Origin of the sequence: Streptomyces sp. NBC_01622 (assembly GCF_045209635.1) — a bacterium.
GTDB lineage: Bacteria > Actinomycetota > Actinomycetes > Streptomycetales > Streptomycetaceae > Streptomyces.
Genome location: NZ_CP109293.1, coordinates 5150952 through 5171407, shown reverse-complemented (window position 1 = coordinate 5171407; position 20456 = coordinate 5150952). Strand labels below are relative to the sequence as shown.

Genomic DNA, 20456 nt, shown 5'->3' with positions numbered 1-20456 from the left:
GCCGTTCAGCGGGTGTCCCCCAGGGAGATCAGCAGGGTGCGCAGCATCCGGGTCAGTTCGTCGCGGTCGGTGCCCTCCAGGGCCGAGAGGATCTGGATCTGGTTCTGTACGTGGCCTTCCACCACGCGGTCGACGAGGTCGCGCCCGGCGTCGGTGAGCGCGATGTGCAGGCTGCGGCGGTCGCCGGGGACGGAGTCGCGGGTGACGAGGACGTCGAACTCCCAGGTCTCCATGTCGTACTGGGCGAAGTACTCCTTCAGTCGGGTGTTCACCAGCCGTGAAAGCCGCAGGACGCGGTCGATGGTGCCCATGGCGTCGAGGTCCAGGTCAGTGCGCTGGGCGGCCCACTGGCCCATGAAGTCGTCGACTGCGTCACGGGTGACGGCATCGCTCACATAACCTCTCGATGTCAGATAGTTCGACGTCGAAGGACTTGCTCATGTCTGTGGCGTCGCTCGCGACGGATCACGCCACTGTGTCCCGGGTCATCCATGGTCGACACGGCGGGCACGATCTGCGCCGCGGCCGACGCGCTGTACGCGAGCGGCGCCGAGGACGTCATCGTGGCGGCCACCCACGGCATCCTGTCCGGCCCCGCCGTGGACCGCCTGAAGAACTCCCGGGTCACCCGCTTCGTCTTCACCGACACCCTGCCGACCGCCGCGGCGACCGGCCTGGACAAGGTCGAGGTCCTGTCCGTCGCCCCGCTGATCGCCCACGCGATCCGCGAGATCTGCGGGAACCGGCGCGTCCTCGAACGGGTAGCGGGGCAGGATGTCTGCCGTGACGTCACACTCCGCGCGGGTGAGCCGGTCCCGACCGTTCTACGCCGATCACGCCGCGGCCTACGACCTGCTCATCACGGATCCGGTGGAGCCCTGGGTCGACGCCGTCCACGACGTGCTCGTGCGGTCAGGCCGTCATACGGCGTCGGTTCTGGACGCGGGCTGCGGAACCGGCCGGCACGCCGCCGCCCTCACGGCCAAGGGCCACCACGTCGACCTCGTCGACGCGGCCGGCCCACTCCTGGACCAGGCGGCGAAACGGTGTCCCGAAGCACGGCGCCACCAGGCCGACCTGTGCTCTCTCGACGTCGGACCGGCGTACCAGGCGGTGACCTGCCGCGGTGTGCTCAACGACATGATCACCGATGCCGAACGCGACGCGGTGCTGGTCTCGCTCGCGGGCAGTCTGCGGGAAGGCGGTCTGCTGATTCTCGACGTCCGCGACGAGCGCGGGTCCCGGGAACGCGCGGACGGGGCGCCCCGTGAACGCACGGTGGAACTCGGCTCGGGGAAGCAGCTGATCTTCACCAGCACCGTCACTTGGCAGGCGGGACTGCTGCGGGTTCACGAGCAGTACGACCTGCTTGCGAGGGACGAGCCCCGGCAAAGGTCGGGCTACGACTTCACGATGCGTCCCTGGAGCGAGGCGGAGCTACGGCAACGTCTGTCCGCGGCGGGCTTCCACGACGTCGGGATCGGGCCCGGAGTCGGCCGGAAGACCGCCGACCGGCTGTTCGTCGTCGCCGTCCGTAGATAAGCGCTGGGGCCGGTCCCGGCTGTTGGCCGTGAGGTGGGTCAGCCCTCCAACTCGTCGAGCAATCGGGTGAGTTCGGCCGGCCAGACGGTTTCCGTCGTCTCGCGGAGTTCTTTTCTGGTCCACCACCGCCAGCCGAGGATGCCGTCCTGGGCGTGGGTGGCGGCGAGGTGGGCGCCGGTGGGTTCGCGGTGGGGGCCGTGGGTGACGTAGATGCGTTCGTGCTGGTGGGTCGGGGTGCCGGCGAAGGTGAGGTCGACCTCTCTGGTGGACAGCAGGGAGCCGGGCTCCAGGTCGGTCCAGCCGGTCTCCTCCTGCAGTTCGCGCAGGGCGGCCTCGCGTGGGGTCTCGTCGGCTTCGAGGCCGCCGCCGGGGAGGGCCCAGAAGGCGCCGCCGGTCTCGGCGTCGTCGTAGCGGAAGAGGAAGACGGCGCCGGTGGGGTCGAGTACCGCGATGCGGGCGGAGTGGCGGGTTCTGCGGAGCTGTTTGCGCAATACCGTGCAGGGGCGGCCGAGTTGGCGGTCCGGGCGGTGGTCGATGACCTCGTAGCCGAGGGTGGTCCAGAAGGCGAGGGCCTGGGGGTTGTTGTCAAGGACGGCCAGGCGCACGGCGCTTCGGCCGGCCGTGCGGAAGCGGTCCTCGACGAGGGATGCCAACTGCCGTCCGTAGCCCTGCCGTTGCTGTGCGGCGTCGATCATCAGCAGGCCGATCCAGGGGTCTTCGTCGGCCGGGTCGGGATGCGTTCCGAGGGTGATGGCGATCCCGACGAGCCGCCCCGCACTGCGGGCGAGCAGTACCTCCACCTCCGGGTCGGCCAGCTCGTCGGCCAACGCCGTTGCCACCTGCTCGGGCCGGATGTTCTCCGGGTCCGGGAAGTCGCCGCTGAGGGCGTGGAACGCGTGGTGGGAGGCGTAGAGGGCGGCGAGTTCGGTAAGCAGCTCACCGGGCAGCGCACCGGCCTCGGTCGACGTGAGCGGTTCGAGGAACATGGGGGCACGCTAGCGGCAGGGGGCTCCGCCGAGCTCGAACCAGATCTGTTTGGCGGGGGTGCCATGTGCGGAGGCGCTCCGCTGTACGCCCCAATCCCGGGCGAGGCCGGTGAGCAGGAGCAGGCCTCGGCCGTTCTCGTCGTACGCGTCGCCGGGCTTCTGGCGGGGGTCGGCGTCGAGGGCGTCGTCGTAGACGGAGACGCGTAAGCGGTCGTGGCGCAGGACGACTTCGAGGCGTACGGCCAGGGAGTCGGTGTGGAGATTGACGTTCGTGACGATCTCGGAGACCAGGAGTCTGGCGGTGTCGGCGTGTTGGTGGTGGCCGGTGACCTGGAGGAGGAGGGCGACGAGATCTCGGCAGATCTTGGGGCTGGTGGGGGAGTTGGGGGTGCGGAGGCGGTAGATCTGTGGGGGGTGTGGGTGGGGTCCATGTGGGGCTCCGTTGCTCGGGGAGCAACTCGCCCTGCACGCGCCCCGGTTCGCCTTCGAGGCGGAGCGGGACGTCGCTCGCCTCACGCGGCTCGTCGACTCGGCTGCTGAGTTCTTGGCGGCCGGGGGCGATGTGTCGTACGGCTTCTATCTCGAACGGCCCTCGTACCTGTCCCTCGCCCTCGTCACCTGTTCTCCGAACACTGCGGCACCCGAACTGCCTTGCCCCGTCGGGGAGTAGCCCCGCTGCCGAGACCATGTCCTGGTACCGGTCGCCGAACTCCTCAGCGCATAACGGCCTTCAACGGTCAGGCCTCCAGCCCCGCATACGGCATGTCATGCAGCACACGGTGCTGGACGATCTTCCACTCGCCGTCGATGCGGCGCAGGTCGGTGTCGTAGTAACCGGACTCGATGGGACGGATGGTGCCCTGGGCGCCGAAGGCGTCCGCGGGCCAGCCGGCCGCCGGGCGGGACAGGGCGCGGACCTCGAAGACCACGAAGTGGGCGTTCATGTGCGCCCGGTCGCCGTCGATCTCGATGAGGTGGTCGGCCGTGACGTGGTGACTGGAGCCGCCCTCGGGGTGCGGTGCCATGAAGTTGTCGACCGCGTACGCCACCCCCGCACCGCCGATGATGGGCTCGCCGATCTGCTGGTAGGCGTCGGGGCCGGTCTTGACGAAGACGTCCACGATCGCGTCGTCGGTGAACAGGGCGCCCTGGCTCTTGCCGTCCCGCCGGTCGGCGGCACGGACATAGCGGGCCAGGACCTCCTGGACCTTGCGCTCGTCGCTCATGGTTCGCATGTTCCTCTCGTGTGTCTGAAGCGGGGTCTCGCTCACTCCTCCGAGTCGACCATCGGGAACGGGGCGGAGCCATGAGGGTTCCGGCAAGGGTCGATACCCTTGAGGTATGGATCGTCTGGAGACCCGCGAACTCGCCTATTTCGTCGCGGTCGCCGAGGAACTGCACTTCGGCCGCGCCGCCGAGCGCCTGGGCATGGCCCAGCCCCCGCTGTCCCGCGCGATCAGCCGGCTGGAACGGCGGATAGGCGTACGGCTGCTGGAGCGCACCAGCCGCCGGGTCGCGCTCACCGATGCCGGTGCCGTGTTCCTGGACGAGAGCCGGCGGCTGCTCGACTCGCTCGACGCGGCCGTACGGCGGACGCGGCGGGTACGGCAGCCCGGCCGGCTGGTGATGGCGGTACGGCCCGGCACCGCATCCGGGCTGATCGCCGAGCTGCTCCGCTCCTCCGAGGTCGGTGGCCACGACATCGTCTTCACCCATGACCGCCCGGCCGCCCTCAGGGACGGCCGGGCCGACATCGCGCTGCTGTGCGTCGGCAGCGACGACCTCACCGGGCTGCGCACCGCCGACCTCACCGAGGAGGCGCCCTTCGCCCTCGTCCCGCGCGGCCATCCAGTGGCCCGCCGCCCCGCGGTGACGGTCGCGGAACTGGGCCGGGATCCGCACTTCGCCCCCGAGTGCCCGCCGGTCGGGCTGGACGAGATCATCGACCGGGTCGCACTCGGCCGCCTGGTCACCGTCGTGGGCTCGGGCGCCGCCGAACGGATCTCCCCCGAGGTGACCGCGGTACCGGTGTCGGACCTCCCGCCCACCCGCCTCGCGCTCGCCTGGCCCGAGGGAACCTCCCGCCCGGCCGTCACCGCGTTCGTGCGCACGGCCCGCGCGGCGGAGGCGCGGCGAACCCTCGACGCGAGGGACGCGAGGGACGCGAGAGACAGAGCCGCGGCCGACCTGCGCTGACCACCCCGCCCGCTACCGGAACGGAATGTTCAGCCAAGGGCTCCCCGGATCGGACATCAGGATCCGGTGCGCGGTGACCATGTCCTGGTACCAGGGGCCGAACTCCTCCTCGTCGAAGTGGAGGCACCGGCCGAGGATGTAGCCGGCCGAGAAGTCCGGCCAGGAGCGGTGGGCGAGGGTGGCGGCGCGGCCCGCGCGGACCAGGGCCGACTCGGTCTCCGCCAGGGTGCAGAAGCGGGCGCCGAGTCCCCAGCGGGCCATCTTCGAGGCGCGGCCCAGGTCCCAGGCCTCGACGGAGGTGACATGGCGGTTCTCGTCGAGGATGCCGTCGGCCCGCATCCGGGCCTCGTAGCGGGTGATGCGGCCGATGAGGCGTTGTACGCCCTCGATGCGGGCCTCGGTCTCGGAGGCGGGGCGCGGGTCGGTCTTCGTCACGCCGTCCTCCGTGATGACCGTGGAGCCCTCGGAGTCGGCGCGGATGACGGTGGCGACGGCCTCGCGCCAGTAGCCGGTGTCGACGTGGCCGCCGAAGTCGCGGGCGATGGTGCGGCGCAGGCTCAGCGCGAACTCCCATACGGAGCTGGAGGCTTCGCGGGCCAGCAGGTTGCGCAGATGGCGCTGCCACTCGGCGCGGGTGGTGATGCCCCACCATTCGCGCAGCCGCCGGCGCTCGCCGTCGTAGCCGCTGCCGTGCCAGGCCGGCGCGTTCCAGAGGGAGCCGTTGCTGACGCAGAGGAGGGCTCCGCAGGCCAGGCCGTGGGCGACGGGGCCGTGCAGCGCGCCGCCGACGTGGAGTGCGCGCAGGCGCATGCCCCTGGCGGGTGTGCCTGTGTGTTCGGCCGCGCGTGACCAGTCCGTCGTGCCCGGGGGGCCGTAGGGGAGGGCCAGTTCGCAGGGGGTGCCGGGGTTGATGACCAGGGTGGGCGGGCACTGCGGGTTCCAGGCGTCGGCTATCCAGCGCAGCGAGGCGCGCGAGTAGACCATGTCGGGGCGCGGTGCGGGGAGCATGCCGTCGGTGAACAGTTCCCAGTGCCTGGTGCCGCGTCGGACATCGCGGATGAACACGCGGTGCACACGGTCGGGTTGGGCGTCGTAGGCCTCGCGGGACATCTCGTAGTAGAGGTGGGTCCGGGCGAGTACGTCGTAGTACGCGGACCGGTCGCCGCGCGCCCTGGCCCCGGCGAGGGCCCGCTCGGTCTCGGTCGGCGGGGTCCAGGCGGGCGGACCGGCGGGCGGGGGAGGCCCGAAACCGGCGGAGGGCGGTCCGAACGACATGGGTGCTCTGTCCTTCCAGGGTCCAGCCGCTGCTGACCCCGGCACACTCCCACACGGGTCTGAGACACCCCTGTGGACCCCCCAGCCCCCGTGCACGCCCCTCACATGCCCGAGGCCCCCGGCCGCGGTGACGCGGTCAGGGGCCTCGCACAGTGCACTGCGGGCGGGTCGTCCGTCAGACGTTGACGCCGAAGTCCTGGGCGATACCGACCAGGCCCGAGGCGTAACCCTGGCCCACCGCGCGGAACTTCCACTCCGCGCCGTTGCGGTACAGCTCGCCGAAGACCATCGCCGTCTCCGTCGCCGCGTCCTCGGAGAGGTCGTAGCGGGCGATCTCCGCGCCGCCCGCCTGGTTCACGATGCGGATGTACGCGTTGCGGACCTGGCCGAAGTTCTGCGAGCGGGTCTCCGCGTCGTAGATCGAGACCGGGAAGACGATCTTGTCGACGTCGGCCGGGAGGCCGGCCAGGTTGACGTTGATCGCCTCGTCGTCGCCCGCGCCCTCGCCCGTGCGGTTGTCGCCGGTGTGGACGATGGTCTGGTCCGGGGTCGACTTGTTGTTGAAGAAGATGAAGTGGCCCTCCGAGTAGACCTTGCCCTCGGGGTTGACCGCAATCGCCGAGGCGTCGAGGTCGAAGTCCGTGCCGGTGGTGGTGCGGACGTCCCAGCCGAGGCCTACGGTGACGGCGGTCAGGCCCGGGGCCTCCTTGGTGAGCGAGACGTTGCCACCCTTGGACAGGCTTACAGCCATTGTTGGGAGTCCTTCCCTCGTTGCGGTGCGGGCTTCGTACTGAGGACGAAGCTACCGGTACCTCTATGAACGCCAAGAGGGGTATCGAAGGTTCCACGTGGCTTTACTTTCTTTACCCGCCCCTTCCGGAACGTCCGGGGTAATTGGCGTGACGTGGACCGGACAGGCAGGCGACCATGGAGGCATGTCCGGTCCTTATCTCATCCGCGGCTCCGTCTCCCTGCCCGAGGCCGAGCTCATGTGGCGTTTCTCGCGGTCGTCGGGGCCGGGCGGGCAGCACGTCAACACCAGCGACTCCCAGGTGGAGCTGCGCTTCGACCTGGCGAAGACCGAGGCCCTGCCCGAGGTGTGGAAGGCCCGCGCGCTGGAGCGCCTCGCCTCCCGGCTCGTCGACGGCGTCGTGACCGTACGGTCCTCCGAGCACCGCTCCCAGTGGCGCAACCGCGAGACCGCCGCCGTACGCCTCGCCGCGCTGCTCGCCGAGGCCACCGCGCCGCCGCCGAAGCCGCGCAGGCCCACCCGGATTCCCCGGGGCATCAACGAGCGCCGGCTGCGCGAGAAGAAGGCGCGCTCCGACACCAAGCGGGGGCGGACCGGGCGGGACTGGGGGTAATCCCGGCACCGGTTGTCACATCCTCGGCCCGTGCTCCGTCGTAGCAGTGACGACGGACCGCGACGAGGAGTGTTCACCCGTGGGCGACTTCGAATTCCCCCGACAATTTCCCCGACGGCAGGACGGTGAATTTCTCGCCGCCCGGTTCGAATCCCACCGCCCCCGCCTGCACGCCGTGGCGCACCGCATGCTCGGTTCGTCCGCCGAGGCCGACGACGCCGTGCAGGAGGCCTGGGTCCGGCTGAGCCGGACGGACTCGGAAAAGGTGGAGAACCTCGCGGGCTGGCTCACCACCGTCGTCGGCCGGGTCTGCCTCGACATGCTCCGCTCCCGCACCTCCCGCGCCGAGGAACCCCTCGACCTCGGCGCCCCGGTCCCGGCCGCCGCGCCCGGCCCCGAACAGGACGCCCTCCTCGCCGACTCGGTCGGGGCCGCGCTCCTCGTCGTACTGGAGACCCTGACGCCCGCCGAGCGGCTCGCGTTCGTGCTGCACGACCTGTTCGCGGTGCCGTTCGAGGAGATCGCGTCCATCGTCGGGCGTACGCCCACGGCGGCACGGCAGTTGGCGAGCCGGGCCCGGCGGCGGGTGCGGGGGGCGCCCGCGCCGGACGGGGATCCGGCGCGGCAGCGGGTGGTTGCCGACGCCTTTCTCGCCGCCGTGCGGGAGGGCGATTTCGAGGCGCTGGTGAAGGTGCTCGATCCGGACGTGGTCGCGCGCTCCGGGGACACGGTGACCGCGGGTGCCGCCGCCGTGGCGACCGGCGCGACCTCCTTCGCCCACTTCGCGGCCTTCGCCCGGCCCGCCCTGGTCGACGGCGCCACGGCCATCGCCCTCGTCGTCGACGGCCGCCCCGTACGCACCCTCGCCTTCACCTTCGTCGGCGACCGCATCGCCGCGATCGACATCGTGACGGAGGCGGAGAGGGTGGCGCTGCTGGACGTACGGCTGGTGTGAGGCGCGGCTACGGCAGCTCCAGCACGCCGACCGTCTCGCCCTCGCTCAGCTCGCCGTTGGGCCGGAAACCCAGCCCCGTGTAGAACCCGGCGGGTCCGGACGGGCCCTCGTGCCAGGTGACGTAGAGCTCCTTGCCGCCCCGGCGGCGGATCTCGGCGGCGACGGACTCCACGGCGAACCGGCCGTAGCCGCGCCCCTGTTGGTCCGCCGCGATGTTCAGGCGCCACAGGCCGGAACGGATGACGGTGCCATCCAGGTTCCAGTCGATGTCGAAGAAGGCCATGAGGAAGCCGACGGGGCGGTCCTCGTCGACGATCAGGCGGGGCCAGGCGGTGCCGGGGTGGACGTAGGCCTCGGCGAGGGATTTCACGACGGGGGAGACCGCGAATTCCTGGTCGGGGCGGACCCGAATGCCCAGGGCGGCGTCGATGTTGCCGCGGGTGATCTCTTCGAGGCGGGGCCCGGACTCGGTGGTGATCGTCGTCATGGGTGCACGGTAGGCGGACCGCTCACCGGTGGGCGACCGAATTCACCATCACCCCAACTGCCGGTATTTGCCCCGGAAATAGGCCAGCGGGCCGCCGTCCGTGCTCGTCACCTCCGCCGTCAGTACGCGGCCGATGACCAGCGTGTGGTCCCCGGCCGGAATCCGCTGTTCCGTGCGGCATTCGAGGGTGGCGAGGGCGCCGCGCACCAGGGGAGCGCCGGAGGCCGCGCCGTGGACGTAGGGGATGTCGTCGAAGAGGAGGCGGTCGCTGATGCGGCCCTTCATCGCGAAGCGGCCGGCGATGTGGCGCTGGCTCTCGGAGAGGACGGAGACGGCCCACAGGGGCTGTTCGTCGAGGAGGTCGTCCATGCGGGAGCCGTTGCGGAGGCTGACCAGGACCAGCGGCGGGTCCAGGGAGACCGACATGAAGGCGGTCGCGGTCATGCCGACGTCCTCGCCGACCGGGGCCTGCGGGTCGTCCGGGTCGTACGGCTCCTCGTGCGCGGTCACCAGGACCACGCCCGCGGCCAGCCGGGCGAGGGCGGCGCGGAACTCGTCTTTGCTCACCCCCACAGCATGCCCGGAGGGAACGGACTCGGTGATCGACGCGGTGTTCAGCACGCCGGGAACGCTAATCTCCGAGTGCCGCGCACCGCATCGGACTTCGGTCCCGACAGGATCCCCACAGAGTCCTAGGACCAATGACCCACGCGACGGAACATCCTCGTGCATCATGTCCCCACACCCACAAAGTTTGCGTTCAGTAAACGCACAGGGAAAATGCAGAAACTCCACTCAATTGTTCATCTTCTGCTGTGACTTGAGTCACAAGGGGTAGTAATTGTTGACCCTGTGTACCGAGTGGGCAGCGCGCTGTGATTCAGTGGCGGGGAAGAAGACCCTTGATTCGCTGCGAGGTCTCGGGGGGAGGGCGAGTATGGAGACCGAGTCGGAACCCTACGTCCGTCTTGAGAACCTGCGGCAACTGCATACGGTCATGGCGGACATGAACACCGCCCGCAGCCTGGCGGACACCCTGCAGACCGTCGCCGACGGCGTGGTCAAGGGCCTCGGGTACGAGCTGGCATGCGTCAACCTCGTCCGCCCCGACGGCGACCTCGTGGTCGCCGCCTTCTCCGGCAACTCCGCCGCCGAGGCACTCATCACCGGCCGGGTCGGCTCCCGCGCCTCCTGGGAGCGCCGCCTCGGCATGGGCGAGGACTGGGGCGACCTGCGGTTCATACCGCACACCGAGGGCTGGGTCCTCGACGAGGACGACGTACCGCAGTGGTACACCGACGGCCCCGCCCCCCGCTTCGAGGACGAATGGCACCCCTCCGACCGGCTGTTCGCGCCCATGTACACGCCCGGCGTCTCCGGCGGCTCGTGCGGCGAACTGATCGGCGTCCTGTCCGTGGACCGGCCGCGCAACGGCCGCCGACCCGGCGCGTGGGGGCGCGAAGCGCTCCAGATGTACGCGTTCCAGGCCGCCATCGCGATCAGCAACGCGCGTCTACGTGCGAATATGCAACGCGCACTTGTCAGACTCGAACGCGAGCAACAGGCCCTGCGCGCAAGCGAGGAGAGCTTCCGGCAGGCCTTCGAGTACGCCCCCTCCGGCATGGCGATAGCCGAGATGGGCGGCGACCAGCACGGCCGAATACTCCGCAGCAACGACGCCCTGTGCCGCCTCCTGGGCCGCCCCGCCTCCGCGATGCGCCGCTACTCCTTCTCGGACCTCGTCCACCCCGAGGACGTAGGCACCCTGCTGAGAACCTCGGCGGAGGGCGGACGCGCGGAACTCCGCCTCGGCCGCCGGGACGGCACCTACGTCTGGGTCTCCCTCCGCAACTCCGTCGTCGCCGACGCCGCCGACGGGCCGCGCTTCCTCCTCTCCCACGTCGAGGACATAGAGGACCGCAAGCGCCGCGAGCTGCAGCTCGCCCACCGCGCCGCGCACGACGCGCTCACCGGCCTGCCGAACTCGGCCGAGCTGCGCACCCGCCTCTCCGCCCGCCTCTGCCAGCGCCCGACCTCCGCGTTCCCCGGCGAGGTCGAGTCCCTCGACGCCGCCTACGGACACCCGGCCTACGACGCGAACGGCCACGGCTTCGACTACCCCCCCGGCGCCGACCTCCTCGACGCCTACGACCACCACGTCCACACCATCGCCCCCGAGGGCGAGCGCGACGACGGCACCAAGGGGCTCGCGGTCCTCTTCTGCGACCTCGACGGCTTCAAGTCGATCAACGACCGGTTCGGGCACAACGCGGGCGACGCGGTCCTCATCGAGGTCGCCCGGCGGCTCGGGCGGGCCGTGCGCGACGGCGACACGGTGGCCCGGCTCGGCGGCGACGAGTTCGTCGTCCTCGCCGACGGCCTCGGCAAGGCCGACGCCGCCGACCTCGCCGTACGCCTGCGGAACGAGATCATCCAGCCCATCCGGGTCGACGGCCGGGCCATGCGGGTCGGGGCCAGTTTCGGCATCGGGTGGGCCCACTGCGGCATGACGGCGGACGAGGTGTTGAAGTCCGCCGACGAACGGATGTACATCGAGAAACGATCTCGTCCCAAACAGCACAGACGCGCGGGATGATCTCCAGGTCAGCGTTGTGATGCCGTCCGAGTCACCGGTTTGGACCACGCGGAGCGGGTAGGCTCGCAGTTCTCCAGACGTATCGAAGCCCCAATCGAAGACGCATCTGAAGCTGACGTACCTGCACCCGCACCTGTTGAGGAGTACCTAGGGATGACGCCCGGCAACAACGGCGCGAGCACGCCCGAGGACGACGACCCGTTCGGCTACCTGTACGCCGATGGCCAGGCCAACGGCGCCCAGCCGCCGACCGGCGGTGGTGGCTACGGCTACCCGGGCTCCGTCAACCGGGTGCGCGCGGTCGGCGAGCGCCAGTACGGCGGCCAGCCCGCCGCCGCCCCCACCGCCCAGTACCAGCAGCCGTACGGCCAGACCGTCCCGCAGCAGCAGGCCTACGGCGCCCAGCCGAACGCGAGCTACCAGGCCCCGGAGTCCTTCGGCGCCCCGCCCACCCAGCAGCCCCCGTCCTACGACGGCGGCCGGGGCGGCGGCCGGGGCCGCGGCCCCAACACCAAGGGCCTGCTGATCGGCGCGATCGCGGTGGTCGCCGCGGTGGTCATCGGCATCAGCGTGGCGATGATGAACGGCAACGGCGACACCAAGACGGGCGACCAGGCGGGCAGCACGCCGTCGGCTTCGCAGAGCGCCTCGTCGAGTCCGTCGCCGAGCAGCAGCGCGTCGGACGCGGCGGAACTGCCGAAGATCGACGCCAAGGCCCTTCTGCTGGGCGGCGGCGCCACCACGGCATCCGACATCGACGGCGCCAAGGCCGAAGGCGGTGTCTATGTGACGGGCTTCAACGCGGTCGGCGCGACCGTGACCTGGAATGTGAGCGGCATCGCGAAGAGCGGCGGCTATCGCCTGTACGTCAACTACGGCGTACCCGGCAAGGACGCCACCGCCACCCTCACGATCAACGGCACGGCCCAGTCCCGCCCACTCAACCTGAGCAACTTCGCGAAGGCCCCCGAGGGCAACTACGAGAAGGGCTGGACGGAAACCTGGGCGTCCGTCCAGCTGAACAAGGGCACCAACACCATCAAGATCTCCTGCGAGCAGGGCGACCAGTGCGACGTCAACTTCGACCAGCTGTACCTGGTGAACGGCTGACCTAGGCCGCCGTGGCGTCCCCCGTCACCGCGACCCGCTCCAGCAGCTCCTCGTACGCCGCCCGGTCGAACTCGCCCGCCACCGGCGCCAGTACGGTCGCCGCCGACAGTGCCACCGCGCGGGCCAGCCGGGCCGGCCAGGGCAGGCGGTCGACCAGTCCCGACAGCAGGCCCGCGACCGCCGAGTCGCCCGCGCCGGTCGGGTTGCCTTGCACCCGTGCCGGAGGCGTCGCGTGCCAGGTGCCCTCCGGGGTCGCCGCCAGCAGACCCCGCGCACCCAGTGAGGCGACCACCGTACGGGCACCCCGGCGACGCGCGTCCTGCGTGGCCCGCAACGGGTCGTGGGAGCCGGTGAGTTCGGCCAGTTCGTCGGCGTTGGGCTTGACGATGTCGGGGCGGGCGGCGACCCCGCGGCGGAGGGGTTCGCCGCTGGTGTCCAGGAGCACGGGGACGCCGGCCGCCCGTGCCGTCCGGATCAGGCCCGCGTACGCGCCCACCGGCACCCCCGGCGGCAGACTCCCGCACAGGGCCACCGCCGACACCCCGCCCAGCAGACCCTCGTACGCGTCCTGGAACGCCGACCACTCCGCCGAAGTGACCGTCGGACCCGGCTCGTTGAGTTGAGTCGTGTCACCGGTCAGCTCGTCCACGACGGCCGTCGTGCGCCGGGTGGCCCCGGAGACCGGGACCAGCGCGTCCAACACACCCGGTGTACCGGCGAGTTGCTCCTGTACGACACGTCCGGTGGCGCCGCCCGTGAACCCGGTGACCGTCACCTCGTGGCCGAGGGCGGCCAGCACCCGGGCCACGTTGAGCCCCTTGCCGCCGGGCCGCTCGGTCACCTCGGAGACGCGGTGCGTGCCGTGCGGCCGCAACTCCCGTACCCGATAGGTGATGTCGAGCGCGGTGTTCAGTGTGACCGTGAGAATCACCGGGCGACCTCCCCCGAAGACCGCATGAATGCGCTTGCTCTGTGTTCCGGAGGCTCGATGATGTCAAACGGGAGGCGGTCCTCCCAGTCCCCCCGGACAACCGCCTCCCTCAACAGTGGCGCATATCACCCCAGTTGGGGCTCGACCACCCAAGTACCGCGCCGCATCACGCCCTTGAGATCGAACTCGGAGTCCAGCAGCACCAGGTCGGCGTACTTGCCCGGCTCCAGCGAGCCGATCTCGTCGTAACTCCCCAGCAGCCTGGCCGGGTTGGCCGAGATCGCGGCGACCACGTCCTCGACCGGCAGCCGGTCGACCGTCACCGAACGCTTGAAGGCCCGGTCCAGGGTCAGCGTCGAGCCCGCGATCGAACCGCCCTCCACCAGCCGCGCCACCCCCTCACTGACCTCGACCTCCAACGGGCCGAGCATGTACCGGCCGTCGCCGAAGCCCGCCGCGTCCATCGCGTCCGTGATCAACGCCACCCGGCCCGCGCGCGCGTGATGGAACGCCAACTCCAGGGACGCCGGGTGGAGATGCGTACCGTCGTTGATCAACTCGACGGTGATGCGCTCGTCTTCGAGCAGCGCCGCGATCGGACCGGGCTCGCGGTGACCGAGCTGCGGCATCGCGTTGAACAGGTGCGTGGCCACGGTCGCGCCCGCGTCGATCGCCTCCACCGTCTGCTCGTACGACGCGTCCGTGTGCCCGATCGCCGCGATGACGCCGTGTTCGACGAGCAGCCGTACGGAGTCGAGCCCGCCCGGCAGTTCGGTCGCCAGGGTGACCATCTTCGCGCTGCCGCGCGCCGCGTCGACCAGCTTGCGCACGTCCGCCGGGTCCGGCTCCCGCAGCAGCGCCTCGGAGTGCGCGCCCTTGCGGCACGGCGAGATGAACGGGCCCTCGAAGTGGATGCCGGCGAGGTCGCCCTGTTCGGCGAGTTCGGAGAGGAGACCGGCGCGGTGGGTCAGGAAGTCCATCTCGCCGGTGACTGTGGAGGCGACGAGGGTCGTGGTGCCGTGCAGGCGGTGGGTGTGGATGCCCTTGAGGACGTCGTCGACGGTGCCGGAGGTGAAGGAGGCTCCGCCGCCGCCGTGGTTGTGGATGTCGACGAATCCCGGTACGAGCCAGTGGCCGGTGACGTCGACGACCTGGGCGTTCTCGGGGGCGGCACCGGCGATGCGGGTGCCGTCGATGATGAGCCGGCCGTTTTCGAGTGTCCCGGTGGGCAGGACCAGGTTGGCACCGGACAGGATCAGGGGCGCATTGGCCGTTGCGGGCTGCGGGTGCGTTGTGGCTGGTCGCGCAGTTCCCCGCGCCCCTGGGTTGGGTGCCATCAGGGTGCTACCTCCGTACGGTCGGTTGAAGTGAGGAGATCCCAGGCCAGGAGGCCGGCACCGAGACATCCGGCCGTGTCCCCCAGCGCCGCCGGGACGATCGACGGCAGCTTCTGGAAAGTGACCCTTTGCCGGACGGCGTCCCGCAGTGGTGTGAACAACGTTTCCCCCGCCTCGGCCAGGCCGCCACCGATGATGATCGTGCGGGGGTCCAGGAGGGTGAGGGCGGTGAGCAGGCCGTCGGCGAGGGCGTCCACGGCCTCCTGCCAGACGGTCTCGGCCCGGGGGTCGCCGGAGTCGACGGCCTTGGCACAGCCGGCCGCGTCGGCCTCCGGGTCGCCGGAAACGGCCGCCCACGCCTCCGTCACCGCCGCCGCGGACGCGTACCGCTCCAGGCAGCCGGTCTGGCCGCAGGGGCAGGGGGCGCCGCCGGGTCGTACGACGATGTGGCCGATCTCGCCCGCGAAGCCGTGCGCGCCCGCCTCCACCCGGCCGTCGATGCCGATGGCGCCCGCTATGCCGGTGCCCAGCGGCACGAACAGGAAGCGGTCGGCGCCCTTGCCCGCGCCGATCCGGCCCTCGGCGAGGCCGCCGGTGCGCACGTCGTGGCCGAGGGCGACCGGGACGCCGCCGAGCCGGGCGGCGAGCAGGTCACGGAGGGGTACGTCGCGCCAGCCGAGGTTGGCCGAGTAGGCGGCGATGCCCCGCTCGGCGTCGACGATGCCGGGGACGGCGACTCCGGCGGCGGACGCGGGCTCGCCGTAGCGCTCCTCGCCGTACGCGCGCAGCTCGGCGGCGAAGCCGAGGATGTGCTCGACGACCGCGTCCGGTCCGCGCTCGCGGCCGGTCGCCCGGCGGGCCCGGTGCAGCAGCTCGCCGTGGGCCCCCACTAGGGCGGCCTTCATCCCGGTGCCGCCCACGTCGAGGGCGATGACATGTCTCACGGGGGACAGTGTGGCCCGTCTACCCGCGAGAGGTCTAGTCCACTTACGTGGTGTAGACCTTATGGGTTCGCGGAGTGAACGTCACGACAGCAAAGGTTTGGGAGTCGGTAGTGCAGCGGCGCAGGACAGGAATGATCGCGGCGATGTCCGTACTGGGCATGACGGCGGTCCTCGGCGGCTGCGGCCTCGGCGGTGACTCCGGTGATGTCACCCTGAGACTCGTCGCCGCCGACTACGGCGACTCGGCGTCCAACAGTTCGCGGAAGTACTGGGACGCGCTCGTCAAGGCGTACGAGGCCGAGCACCCCGGTGTGAAGGTCGACGTCGGCGTGTACTCGTGGAACGAGGTCGACGCCAAGGTCAGGGCCATGGTCGACGCGGGGAAGGCTCCGGACATGGCGCAGATCGGCGCGTACGCCGACTACGCCGACGAGGGCAGGCTGTACTCCACCGCCGACCTGCTCTCCATCCCCGTGGAGGCCGACTTCCTGGAGCCGCTCGCGGACGCGGGGCAGGTGAACCACGTCCAGTACGGCATGCCCTTCGCCGCGTCTACGCGCGTCCTCTTCTACAACAAGACCCTCTTCGTCCGGGCCGGTCTGACCCCGCCCAAGGACTGGAGTGAGCTGGCCGCTGACGCTGAGGCGCTCAAGGAGCGGGGCGTGAAGTACCCGTTCGCGCTGCCGCTCGGCTCCGAGGAGGCGCAGGCCGAGACCATGCAGTGGCTGCTGGGCGGGGGCGGCGGCTACACCGACGACCTCGGCAGCACCTACACCCTGGACTCCGCGGAGAACATCTCCACCTTCACCTGGCTGCGCGACAACCTCGTCGGCAAGGGGCTGACCGGTCCCGTCGCACCCGCCGAGCTGAACCGCGCGGACGCGTTCGCCGCCTTCGCCAACGGCGACGTAGGCATGCTCAACGGCCACCCGACGCTCATCCAGCAGGCGGCCAGGAAGGGCGTCAAGTTCGGCACGGTCGCGATGCCGGGACGCACCGGCAAGGCCAAGACCACGATGGGTGTCGCCGACTGGATGACCGCCTTCAAGCAGAACGGCCACCGCGACCAGATCGGCGACTTCCTCGACTACGTCTACAGCGAGAAGAACGTCCTCGCCTTCTCCCGCGAGTACGACCTGCTGCCGGTGACCAACTCCGCGTCGAAGGTGATGGAGAGCGCGAAGGAGGACCAGGCCCTCCGGCCCTTCCTGGAGGAGCTTCCCCTCTCCACGCTCTACCCGGTCGGCAACACCTCCTGGGCCACGGTCAGCGCCGGCATCAAGAAGCGCATAGGGCAGGCGGTCGCCGCGAACGGCAGCCCGGGCGCGGTGCTGGGGCAGCTGCAGGCGGCGGCGACGCTGGCGGAGAGCGGCAAGTAGGAGACCGGGGCCGCTGTCAGTGGCGGGGGTTACGGTGCAGGGCATGGACAAGGACCGGCCCTCGCGGCTTCCCCCGCTGCACCGGAGGGAACAGGACATCCTCGCGCTGGAGCGCCGCGGCTTCCCGGGCCCCGGCGCGAAGGAGCGCGCGATACGCGAGGAGCTGGGCCTGGCCCCCGTGCGCTACTACCAGCTGCTCAACGCCCTGCTGGACGACGAGCGGGCGCTCGCCCACGACCCGGTGACGGTGAACAGGCTGAGACGGGTCCGTGAGACGCGGCGTTCGGAGCGGTGAGGGTCCGGCCGAGCGGTGGTGGGCGAGGGGTGCGGTCGGCTCCGCCCGGATAGGGTCCCTGTATGGGCAGCCCTAAGCACCCCACCGATCCCGTCCATCCCCCGGACGTACTGCCGACCCCTCGCACCGGCGCCGGGCGTGAGGGCCTGGAAGCGATCCTCGCGCGCCCCTCCGCCGCGGTGATCGGGCTCGACTTCGACGGCACGCTCGCACCGATCGTCGCGGACCCCGAGCAGGCCCGTGCGCACCCGGGCGCGGTGCCCGCGCTGGCCGCCCTCGCCCCGAAGGTCGCCTCCGTCGCCGTGATCACCGGCCGGCCGGCGGGCGTGGCGGTGCGCAACGGCGGCTTCGCGGGCGTCCGGGGTCTGGAACACCTGGTAGTCCTCGGCCACTACGGCACGGAACGCTGGGACGCGGTGAGCAGTACGGTCAGCGCCCCCGCCCCGCACCCGGGCGTCGCGGCCGTCCGCGCCGAACTCCCGGGCTTCCTCGACCGGATCGGCGCCTGGCAGGGCACCTGGATCGAGGAGAAGGGCCGTGCCGTCGCCGTCCACACCCGCCGCGCCACCGACCCCCAGGCCGCCTTCGAGGCCCTCCGCGCCCCCCTTACCGACCTCGCCACCCGCCACGGCCTGATCGTCGAACCCGGCCGCCTGGTCCTGGAGTTGCGCCCACCCGGCATGGACAAGGGCGTCGCACTCGCCGACTACCTCCGCGAGACGGGCGCCGAGTCCGTCCTCTACGCCGGCGACGACCTCGGCGACCTCCCCGCCTTCGCCGCCGTCGAAAAGCTCCGCTCCGACGGCCTCCCCGGCCTCCTCGTGTGCAGCGGCAACGACGAGGTGACAGAACTACGCGAACGCGCGGACCTGGTGGTGGACGGCGCGGCGGGGGTCGTGGCGCTGCTGTCGGCGCTGGCGGCTCAACTCGGCTGATCACGCGGGGGTGTTGGCGGGGGCTGGGCCGGGGCGTCGGCGCGAGATGGCGGTCGTCGGCCGACGGAGCCGTAGGCCCGCTGTCGGTGCCCGCCGCTCAACTGGGCTGATCGCGCCGGGGTGTTGGTGGCGGCTGGGCCAGGTTGTCGCGGCGCCCCGGGTGTCCCCGGCCGACGGCCTCGACGCTCCGCCGCCCGTGCGTCGTGATCAACTGGGCTGATCGGGGCGGGTGTTGGCGGAGGAGGTCGGGCAGGGCGTCCGGCCCTGCGGCCCGCGTCGGCGGCGACGAGCCGGGCCAACCGCAACGACGCGGCGGACGCCGCCCGGCGGGACCGTAGCCCCGCTGTCGGCGCTTCGGGGCTCGATGCTCAACTTCGCTGATCGTGCGCGGGTGTTGGCGGGCGCTGGGCCGGGTTGTCGCGGCGGCCCGGGTGTCCCCGGCCGACGGCCTCGACGCTCCGCCGCCCGTGCGTCGTGATCAACTGCGCTGATCGGGGCCGATGTCGGTGGAGGGGGCCGGGCCCACCGTAGCGACGCGGCGGACGCTGCCCGGCGGGACCGTAGCCTCGCTGTCGGCGGCGGCCGCTCAACTCGCCTGATCCCGCAGTGCGTTCAGCTGGTCCAGGAACCACTGGGCCGGCGGCAGCGCCGTCGCCGCCGCGGCCAGCCTCTTTGTCCGCTCGGCGCGTTCCTCGGCGGGCATGATGAGCGCCTCGTGGAGGGCGTTGGCCGTGCCGATCACGTCGTACGGGTTGACGGCGATCGCGTCCTTGCCCAGTTCCTGGAAGGCGCCCGCCTCGCGGGAGAGGACCAGCGCGCAGCCCTCGTCGGAGACGACCGGGACCTCCTTGGCGACGAGGTTCATGCCGTCGCGGATGGGGTTGACGAGGGCCACGTCGGCGAGCCGGTACGCGGCCAGCGAGCGGGCGAAGTCGTCCTTGACGTGGAGGACGACCGGGGTCCAACCGGGCGTCCCGTAAAGGGAGTTGATCTCGTCCGCGACCCGTTGCACCTCGGCCGTGTAGTCCCGGTACACGGCGAGGTCCTGCCGGGACGGGTAGGCGAAGGCCACGTGCACGACCCGCTCCCGCCACTCGGGGTGGTCGTCGAGCAGCTGCCGGTACGCCAGCAGCCCGCGCACGATGTTCTTCGACAGCTCGGTCCGGTCCACCCGGACGATGGTTCTGCGGCCCTCGCCGATCTCCTCGCGCAGCGCGGCCATCCGCTCCTCGACGTCCGCCTGGTGCGAGCGCGCGTGCAGGAACTCGGCGTCGGCGCCGAGCCCGTGGACACCGATGAGCGTCCTGCGGGTGATGCGCTCCTTCTCCAGGTGCTCGATCGAACGCGGCGCACCCGACGGCCACTGGGGGAGCCACCTGTACGGGTCGAGCCCCTGCACGCAGTTCTCGAACGCCGTAGCCCACCGCCAGGTCAGGAACGCGACCCGGTCCGCCCCGAGCAGGCCCTCCATCAGCCGCACCTGGATGTCGTCCGGAAGCATCGCGAAGTACTCCACCGGCGCCCACGGCGTGTGCGAGAAGTGCCCGATCCGCAGGTCGGGACGGAGCTCACGGAGCATCCCGGGCACCAGACACAGGTGGTAGTCCTGCACCAGCACCGCCGCGCCCTCGGCCGCCTCCTCCGCCAGCGCCTCGGCGAACGCCCGGTTGTACGTCTCGTACGACGCCCACTGGCGCCGGAACTCCGCGTCGAAGACCGGCTCCAGCGGGGTCTGGTACAGCATGTGGTGGACGAACCACAGCACGGAGTTGGCGATCCCGTTGTACGCGTCGGCGTGCACGTCGGCCGGAATGGCGAGCATCCGCACTCCGTCCTCGCCGACGCCCCGCCGGACCGCCTCCCGGTCGCCGTCGGACAGCGCCGAGCACACCCACAGCGCCCCCGCGTCCGGCCCGATCGCCGACAGCCCGGACACCAGCCCGCCGCCGCCGCGCCGGGCGCGCAGCGAACCGTCGTCGCCCACCTCGTACGAGACCGGACCGCGATTGGACGCGACGAGCACCTGAGCTGCACCGGACGCGGACGACGTGGACGACGTAGAAGCCATACGGCACAACCTAGCCCGGCCCGGAAACACTCAAACGTAGGGACGGGTCACAACGG

21 protein-coding genes and 2 pseudogenes are annotated in these 20456 nt (G+C 71.3%); 11 read left to right on the top strand and 12 right to left on the bottom strand.

Going from position 1 to position 20456, the window contains the following annotated elements; all coding sequences use genetic code 11:
* Window positions 1-5 precede the first annotated feature (5 nt).
* Window positions 6-395 (bottom strand): MarR family winged helix-turn-helix transcriptional regulator, encoded by a 390-nt coding sequence (locus OH768_RS23325; protein WP_406456553.1) that lies wholly within the window; start codon window positions 393-395, stop codon window positions 6-8.
* A 96-nt stretch (window positions 396-491) separates the two neighbouring features.
* Here OH768_RS23325 and OH768_RS23320 point away from each other — a divergent pair.
* Window positions 492-734: pseudogene (locus OH768_RS23320) on the top strand (ribose-phosphate diphosphokinase); the annotation flags it as partial.
* Between the two features lie 70 nt (window positions 735-804).
* A complete protein-coding gene (locus OH768_RS23315; protein ID WP_406456551.1) occupies window positions 805-1542 on the top strand; it encodes a class I SAM-dependent DNA methyltransferase in 738 nt (245 codons plus the stop codon).
* A gap of 38 nt (window positions 1543-1580) precedes the next feature.
* Here OH768_RS23315 and OH768_RS23310 read toward each other — a convergent pair whose 3' ends face one another.
* Window positions 1581-2528, bottom strand: a complete 948-nt coding sequence (locus OH768_RS23310) for a GNAT family N-acetyltransferase (protein ID WP_406456549.1) — start codon at window positions 2526-2528, stop codon at window positions 1581-1583.
* A 9-nt stretch (window positions 2529-2537) separates the two neighbouring features.
* Entirely contained in the window at window positions 2538-3044 is a 507-nt protein-coding gene (locus OH768_RS23305; protein WP_406456547.1) for an ATP-binding protein, read from the bottom strand.
* Here OH768_RS23305 and OH768_RS23300 point away from each other — a divergent pair.
* Window positions 2965-3198, top strand: a pseudogene (locus tag OH768_RS23300) (hypothetical protein); the annotation flags it as partial. The gene OH768_RS23305 and the pseudogene OH768_RS23300 sit on opposite strands and share 80 nt — an antisense overlap.
* A gap of 67 nt (window positions 3199-3265) precedes the next feature.
* Here the strand turns inward: OH768_RS23300 and OH768_RS23295 are convergent.
* On the bottom strand, window positions 3266-3754 hold the full coding sequence (locus tag OH768_RS23295; protein ID WP_406456545.1) for a nuclear transport factor 2 family protein: 489 nt from the start codon (window positions 3752-3754) through the stop codon (window positions 3266-3268).
* Between the two features lie 115 nt (window positions 3755-3869).
* On the opposite strand from OH768_RS23295, the gene OH768_RS23290 reads away from it, so the two are divergent.
* Window positions 3870-4724, top strand: a complete 855-nt coding sequence (locus OH768_RS23290) for a LysR family transcriptional regulator (RefSeq protein WP_406456543.1) — start codon at window positions 3870-3872, stop codon at window positions 4722-4724.
* Window positions 4725-4736: 12 nt separating this feature from the next.
* Here OH768_RS23290 and OH768_RS23285 read toward each other — a convergent pair whose 3' ends face one another.
* Entirely contained in the window at window positions 4737-5999 is a 1263-nt protein-coding gene (locus OH768_RS23285; protein WP_406456541.1) for a DUF1266 domain-containing protein, read from the bottom strand.
* A gap of 175 nt (window positions 6000-6174) precedes the next feature.
* On the bottom strand, window positions 6175-6750 hold the full coding sequence (locus tag OH768_RS23280; RefSeq protein ID WP_406456539.1) for a TerD family protein: 576 nt from the start codon (window positions 6748-6750) through the stop codon (window positions 6175-6177).
* Between the two features lie 184 nt (window positions 6751-6934).
* On the opposite strand from OH768_RS23280, the gene arfB reads away from it, so the two are divergent.
* Window positions 6935-7363, top strand: coding sequence for an alternative ribosome rescue aminoacyl-tRNA hydrolase ArfB (arfB, locus tag OH768_RS23275; RefSeq protein WP_019072464.1), 429 nt, complete (start codon window positions 6935-6937; stop codon window positions 7361-7363).
* A 79-nt stretch (window positions 7364-7442) separates the two neighbouring features.
* Window positions 7443-8318: a sigma-70 family RNA polymerase sigma factor gene (locus OH768_RS23270; protein ID WP_406456537.1), complete on the top strand. Its 876-nt coding sequence runs from the start codon at window positions 7443-7445 to the stop codon at window positions 8316-8318.
* Between the two features lie 7 nt (window positions 8319-8325).
* On the opposite strand, the gene OH768_RS23265 is transcribed toward OH768_RS23270, so the two are convergent.
* Together OH768_RS23265 and OH768_RS23260 are read right to left on the bottom strand one after the other, a co-directional pair.
* The gene (locus tag OH768_RS23265) at window positions 8326-8805 is read right to left on the bottom strand and encodes a GNAT family N-acetyltransferase (protein WP_406456535.1); all 480 of its coding nucleotides are present in this window, start codon (window positions 8803-8805) and stop codon (window positions 8326-8328) included.
* Between the two features lie 48 nt (window positions 8806-8853).
* On the bottom strand, window positions 8854-9426 hold the full coding sequence (locus tag OH768_RS23260) for a flavin reductase family protein (protein WP_406456533.1): 573 nt from the start codon (window positions 9424-9426) through the stop codon (window positions 8854-8856).
* A gap of 316 nt (window positions 9427-9742) precedes the next feature.
* Between OH768_RS23260 and cdgB the strand changes: the two genes are divergently transcribed.
* Window positions 9743-11401 carry a diguanylate cyclase CdgB gene (gene cdgB, locus OH768_RS23255; RefSeq protein WP_406456531.1) on the top strand — a complete coding sequence of 553 codons (1659 nt, stop codon included), beginning with the start codon at window positions 9743-9745 and terminating at the stop codon, window positions 11399-11401.
* A 153-nt stretch (window positions 11402-11554) separates the two neighbouring features.
* Window positions 11555-12511 carry a CBM35 domain-containing protein gene (locus OH768_RS23250; RefSeq protein ID WP_406456529.1) on the top strand — a complete coding sequence of 319 codons (957 nt, stop codon included), beginning with the start codon at window positions 11555-11557 and terminating at the stop codon, window positions 12509-12511.
* A 1-nt stretch (window position 12512) separates the two neighbouring features.
* Here the strand turns inward: OH768_RS23250 and OH768_RS23245 are convergent, their stop codons facing one another.
* The 3 genes from OH768_RS23245 to OH768_RS23235 form a co-directional block, all read right to left on the bottom strand.
* The gene (locus tag OH768_RS23245; protein ID WP_406456527.1) at window positions 12513-13442 is read right to left on the bottom strand and encodes a 1-phosphofructokinase family hexose kinase; all 930 of its coding nucleotides are present in this window, start codon (window positions 13440-13442) and stop codon (window positions 12513-12515) included.
* Between the two features lie 125 nt (window positions 13443-13567).
* Entirely contained in the window at window positions 13568-14779 is a 1212-nt protein-coding gene (nagA, locus tag OH768_RS23240) for an N-acetylglucosamine-6-phosphate deacetylase (RefSeq protein WP_406456525.1), read from the bottom strand.
* Window positions 14779-15723 (bottom strand): ROK family protein, encoded by a 945-nt coding sequence (locus OH768_RS23235; RefSeq protein ID WP_406456523.1) that lies wholly within the window; start codon window positions 15721-15723, stop codon window positions 14779-14781. The genes nagA and OH768_RS23235 overlap by 1 nt, the downstream gene beginning before the upstream one ends.
* A gap of 143 nt (window positions 15724-15866) precedes the next feature.
* Here OH768_RS23235 and OH768_RS23230 point away from each other — a divergent pair, with 143 nt between their 5' ends.
* The 3 genes from OH768_RS23230 (at window position 15867) to otsB (ending at window position 18332) form a co-directional block, all read left to right on the top strand.
* Window positions 15867-17102, top strand: coding sequence for an extracellular solute-binding protein (locus tag OH768_RS23230; protein WP_406456521.1), 1236 nt, complete (start codon window positions 15867-15869; stop codon window positions 17100-17102).
* A gap of 43 nt (window positions 17103-17145) precedes the next feature.
* Window positions 17146-17397: a DUF3263 domain-containing protein gene (locus tag OH768_RS23225; protein ID WP_381243906.1), complete on the top strand. Its 252-nt coding sequence runs from the start codon at window positions 17146-17148 to the stop codon at window positions 17395-17397.
* 62 nt (window positions 17398-17459) lie between these two features.
* Window positions 17460-18332: a trehalose-phosphatase gene (gene otsB, locus OH768_RS23220; RefSeq protein WP_406456518.1), complete on the top strand. Its 873-nt coding sequence runs from the start codon at window positions 17460-17462 to the stop codon at window positions 18330-18332.
* Between the two features lie 586 nt (window positions 18333-18918).
* On the opposite strand, the gene OH768_RS23215 is transcribed toward otsB, so the two are convergent.
* On the bottom strand, window positions 18919-20400 hold the full coding sequence (locus OH768_RS23215) for a trehalose-6-phosphate synthase (RefSeq protein ID WP_406456516.1): 1482 nt from the start codon (window positions 20398-20400) through the stop codon (window positions 18919-18921).
* Between the last annotated feature and the right edge of the window lie 56 nt (window positions 20401-20456).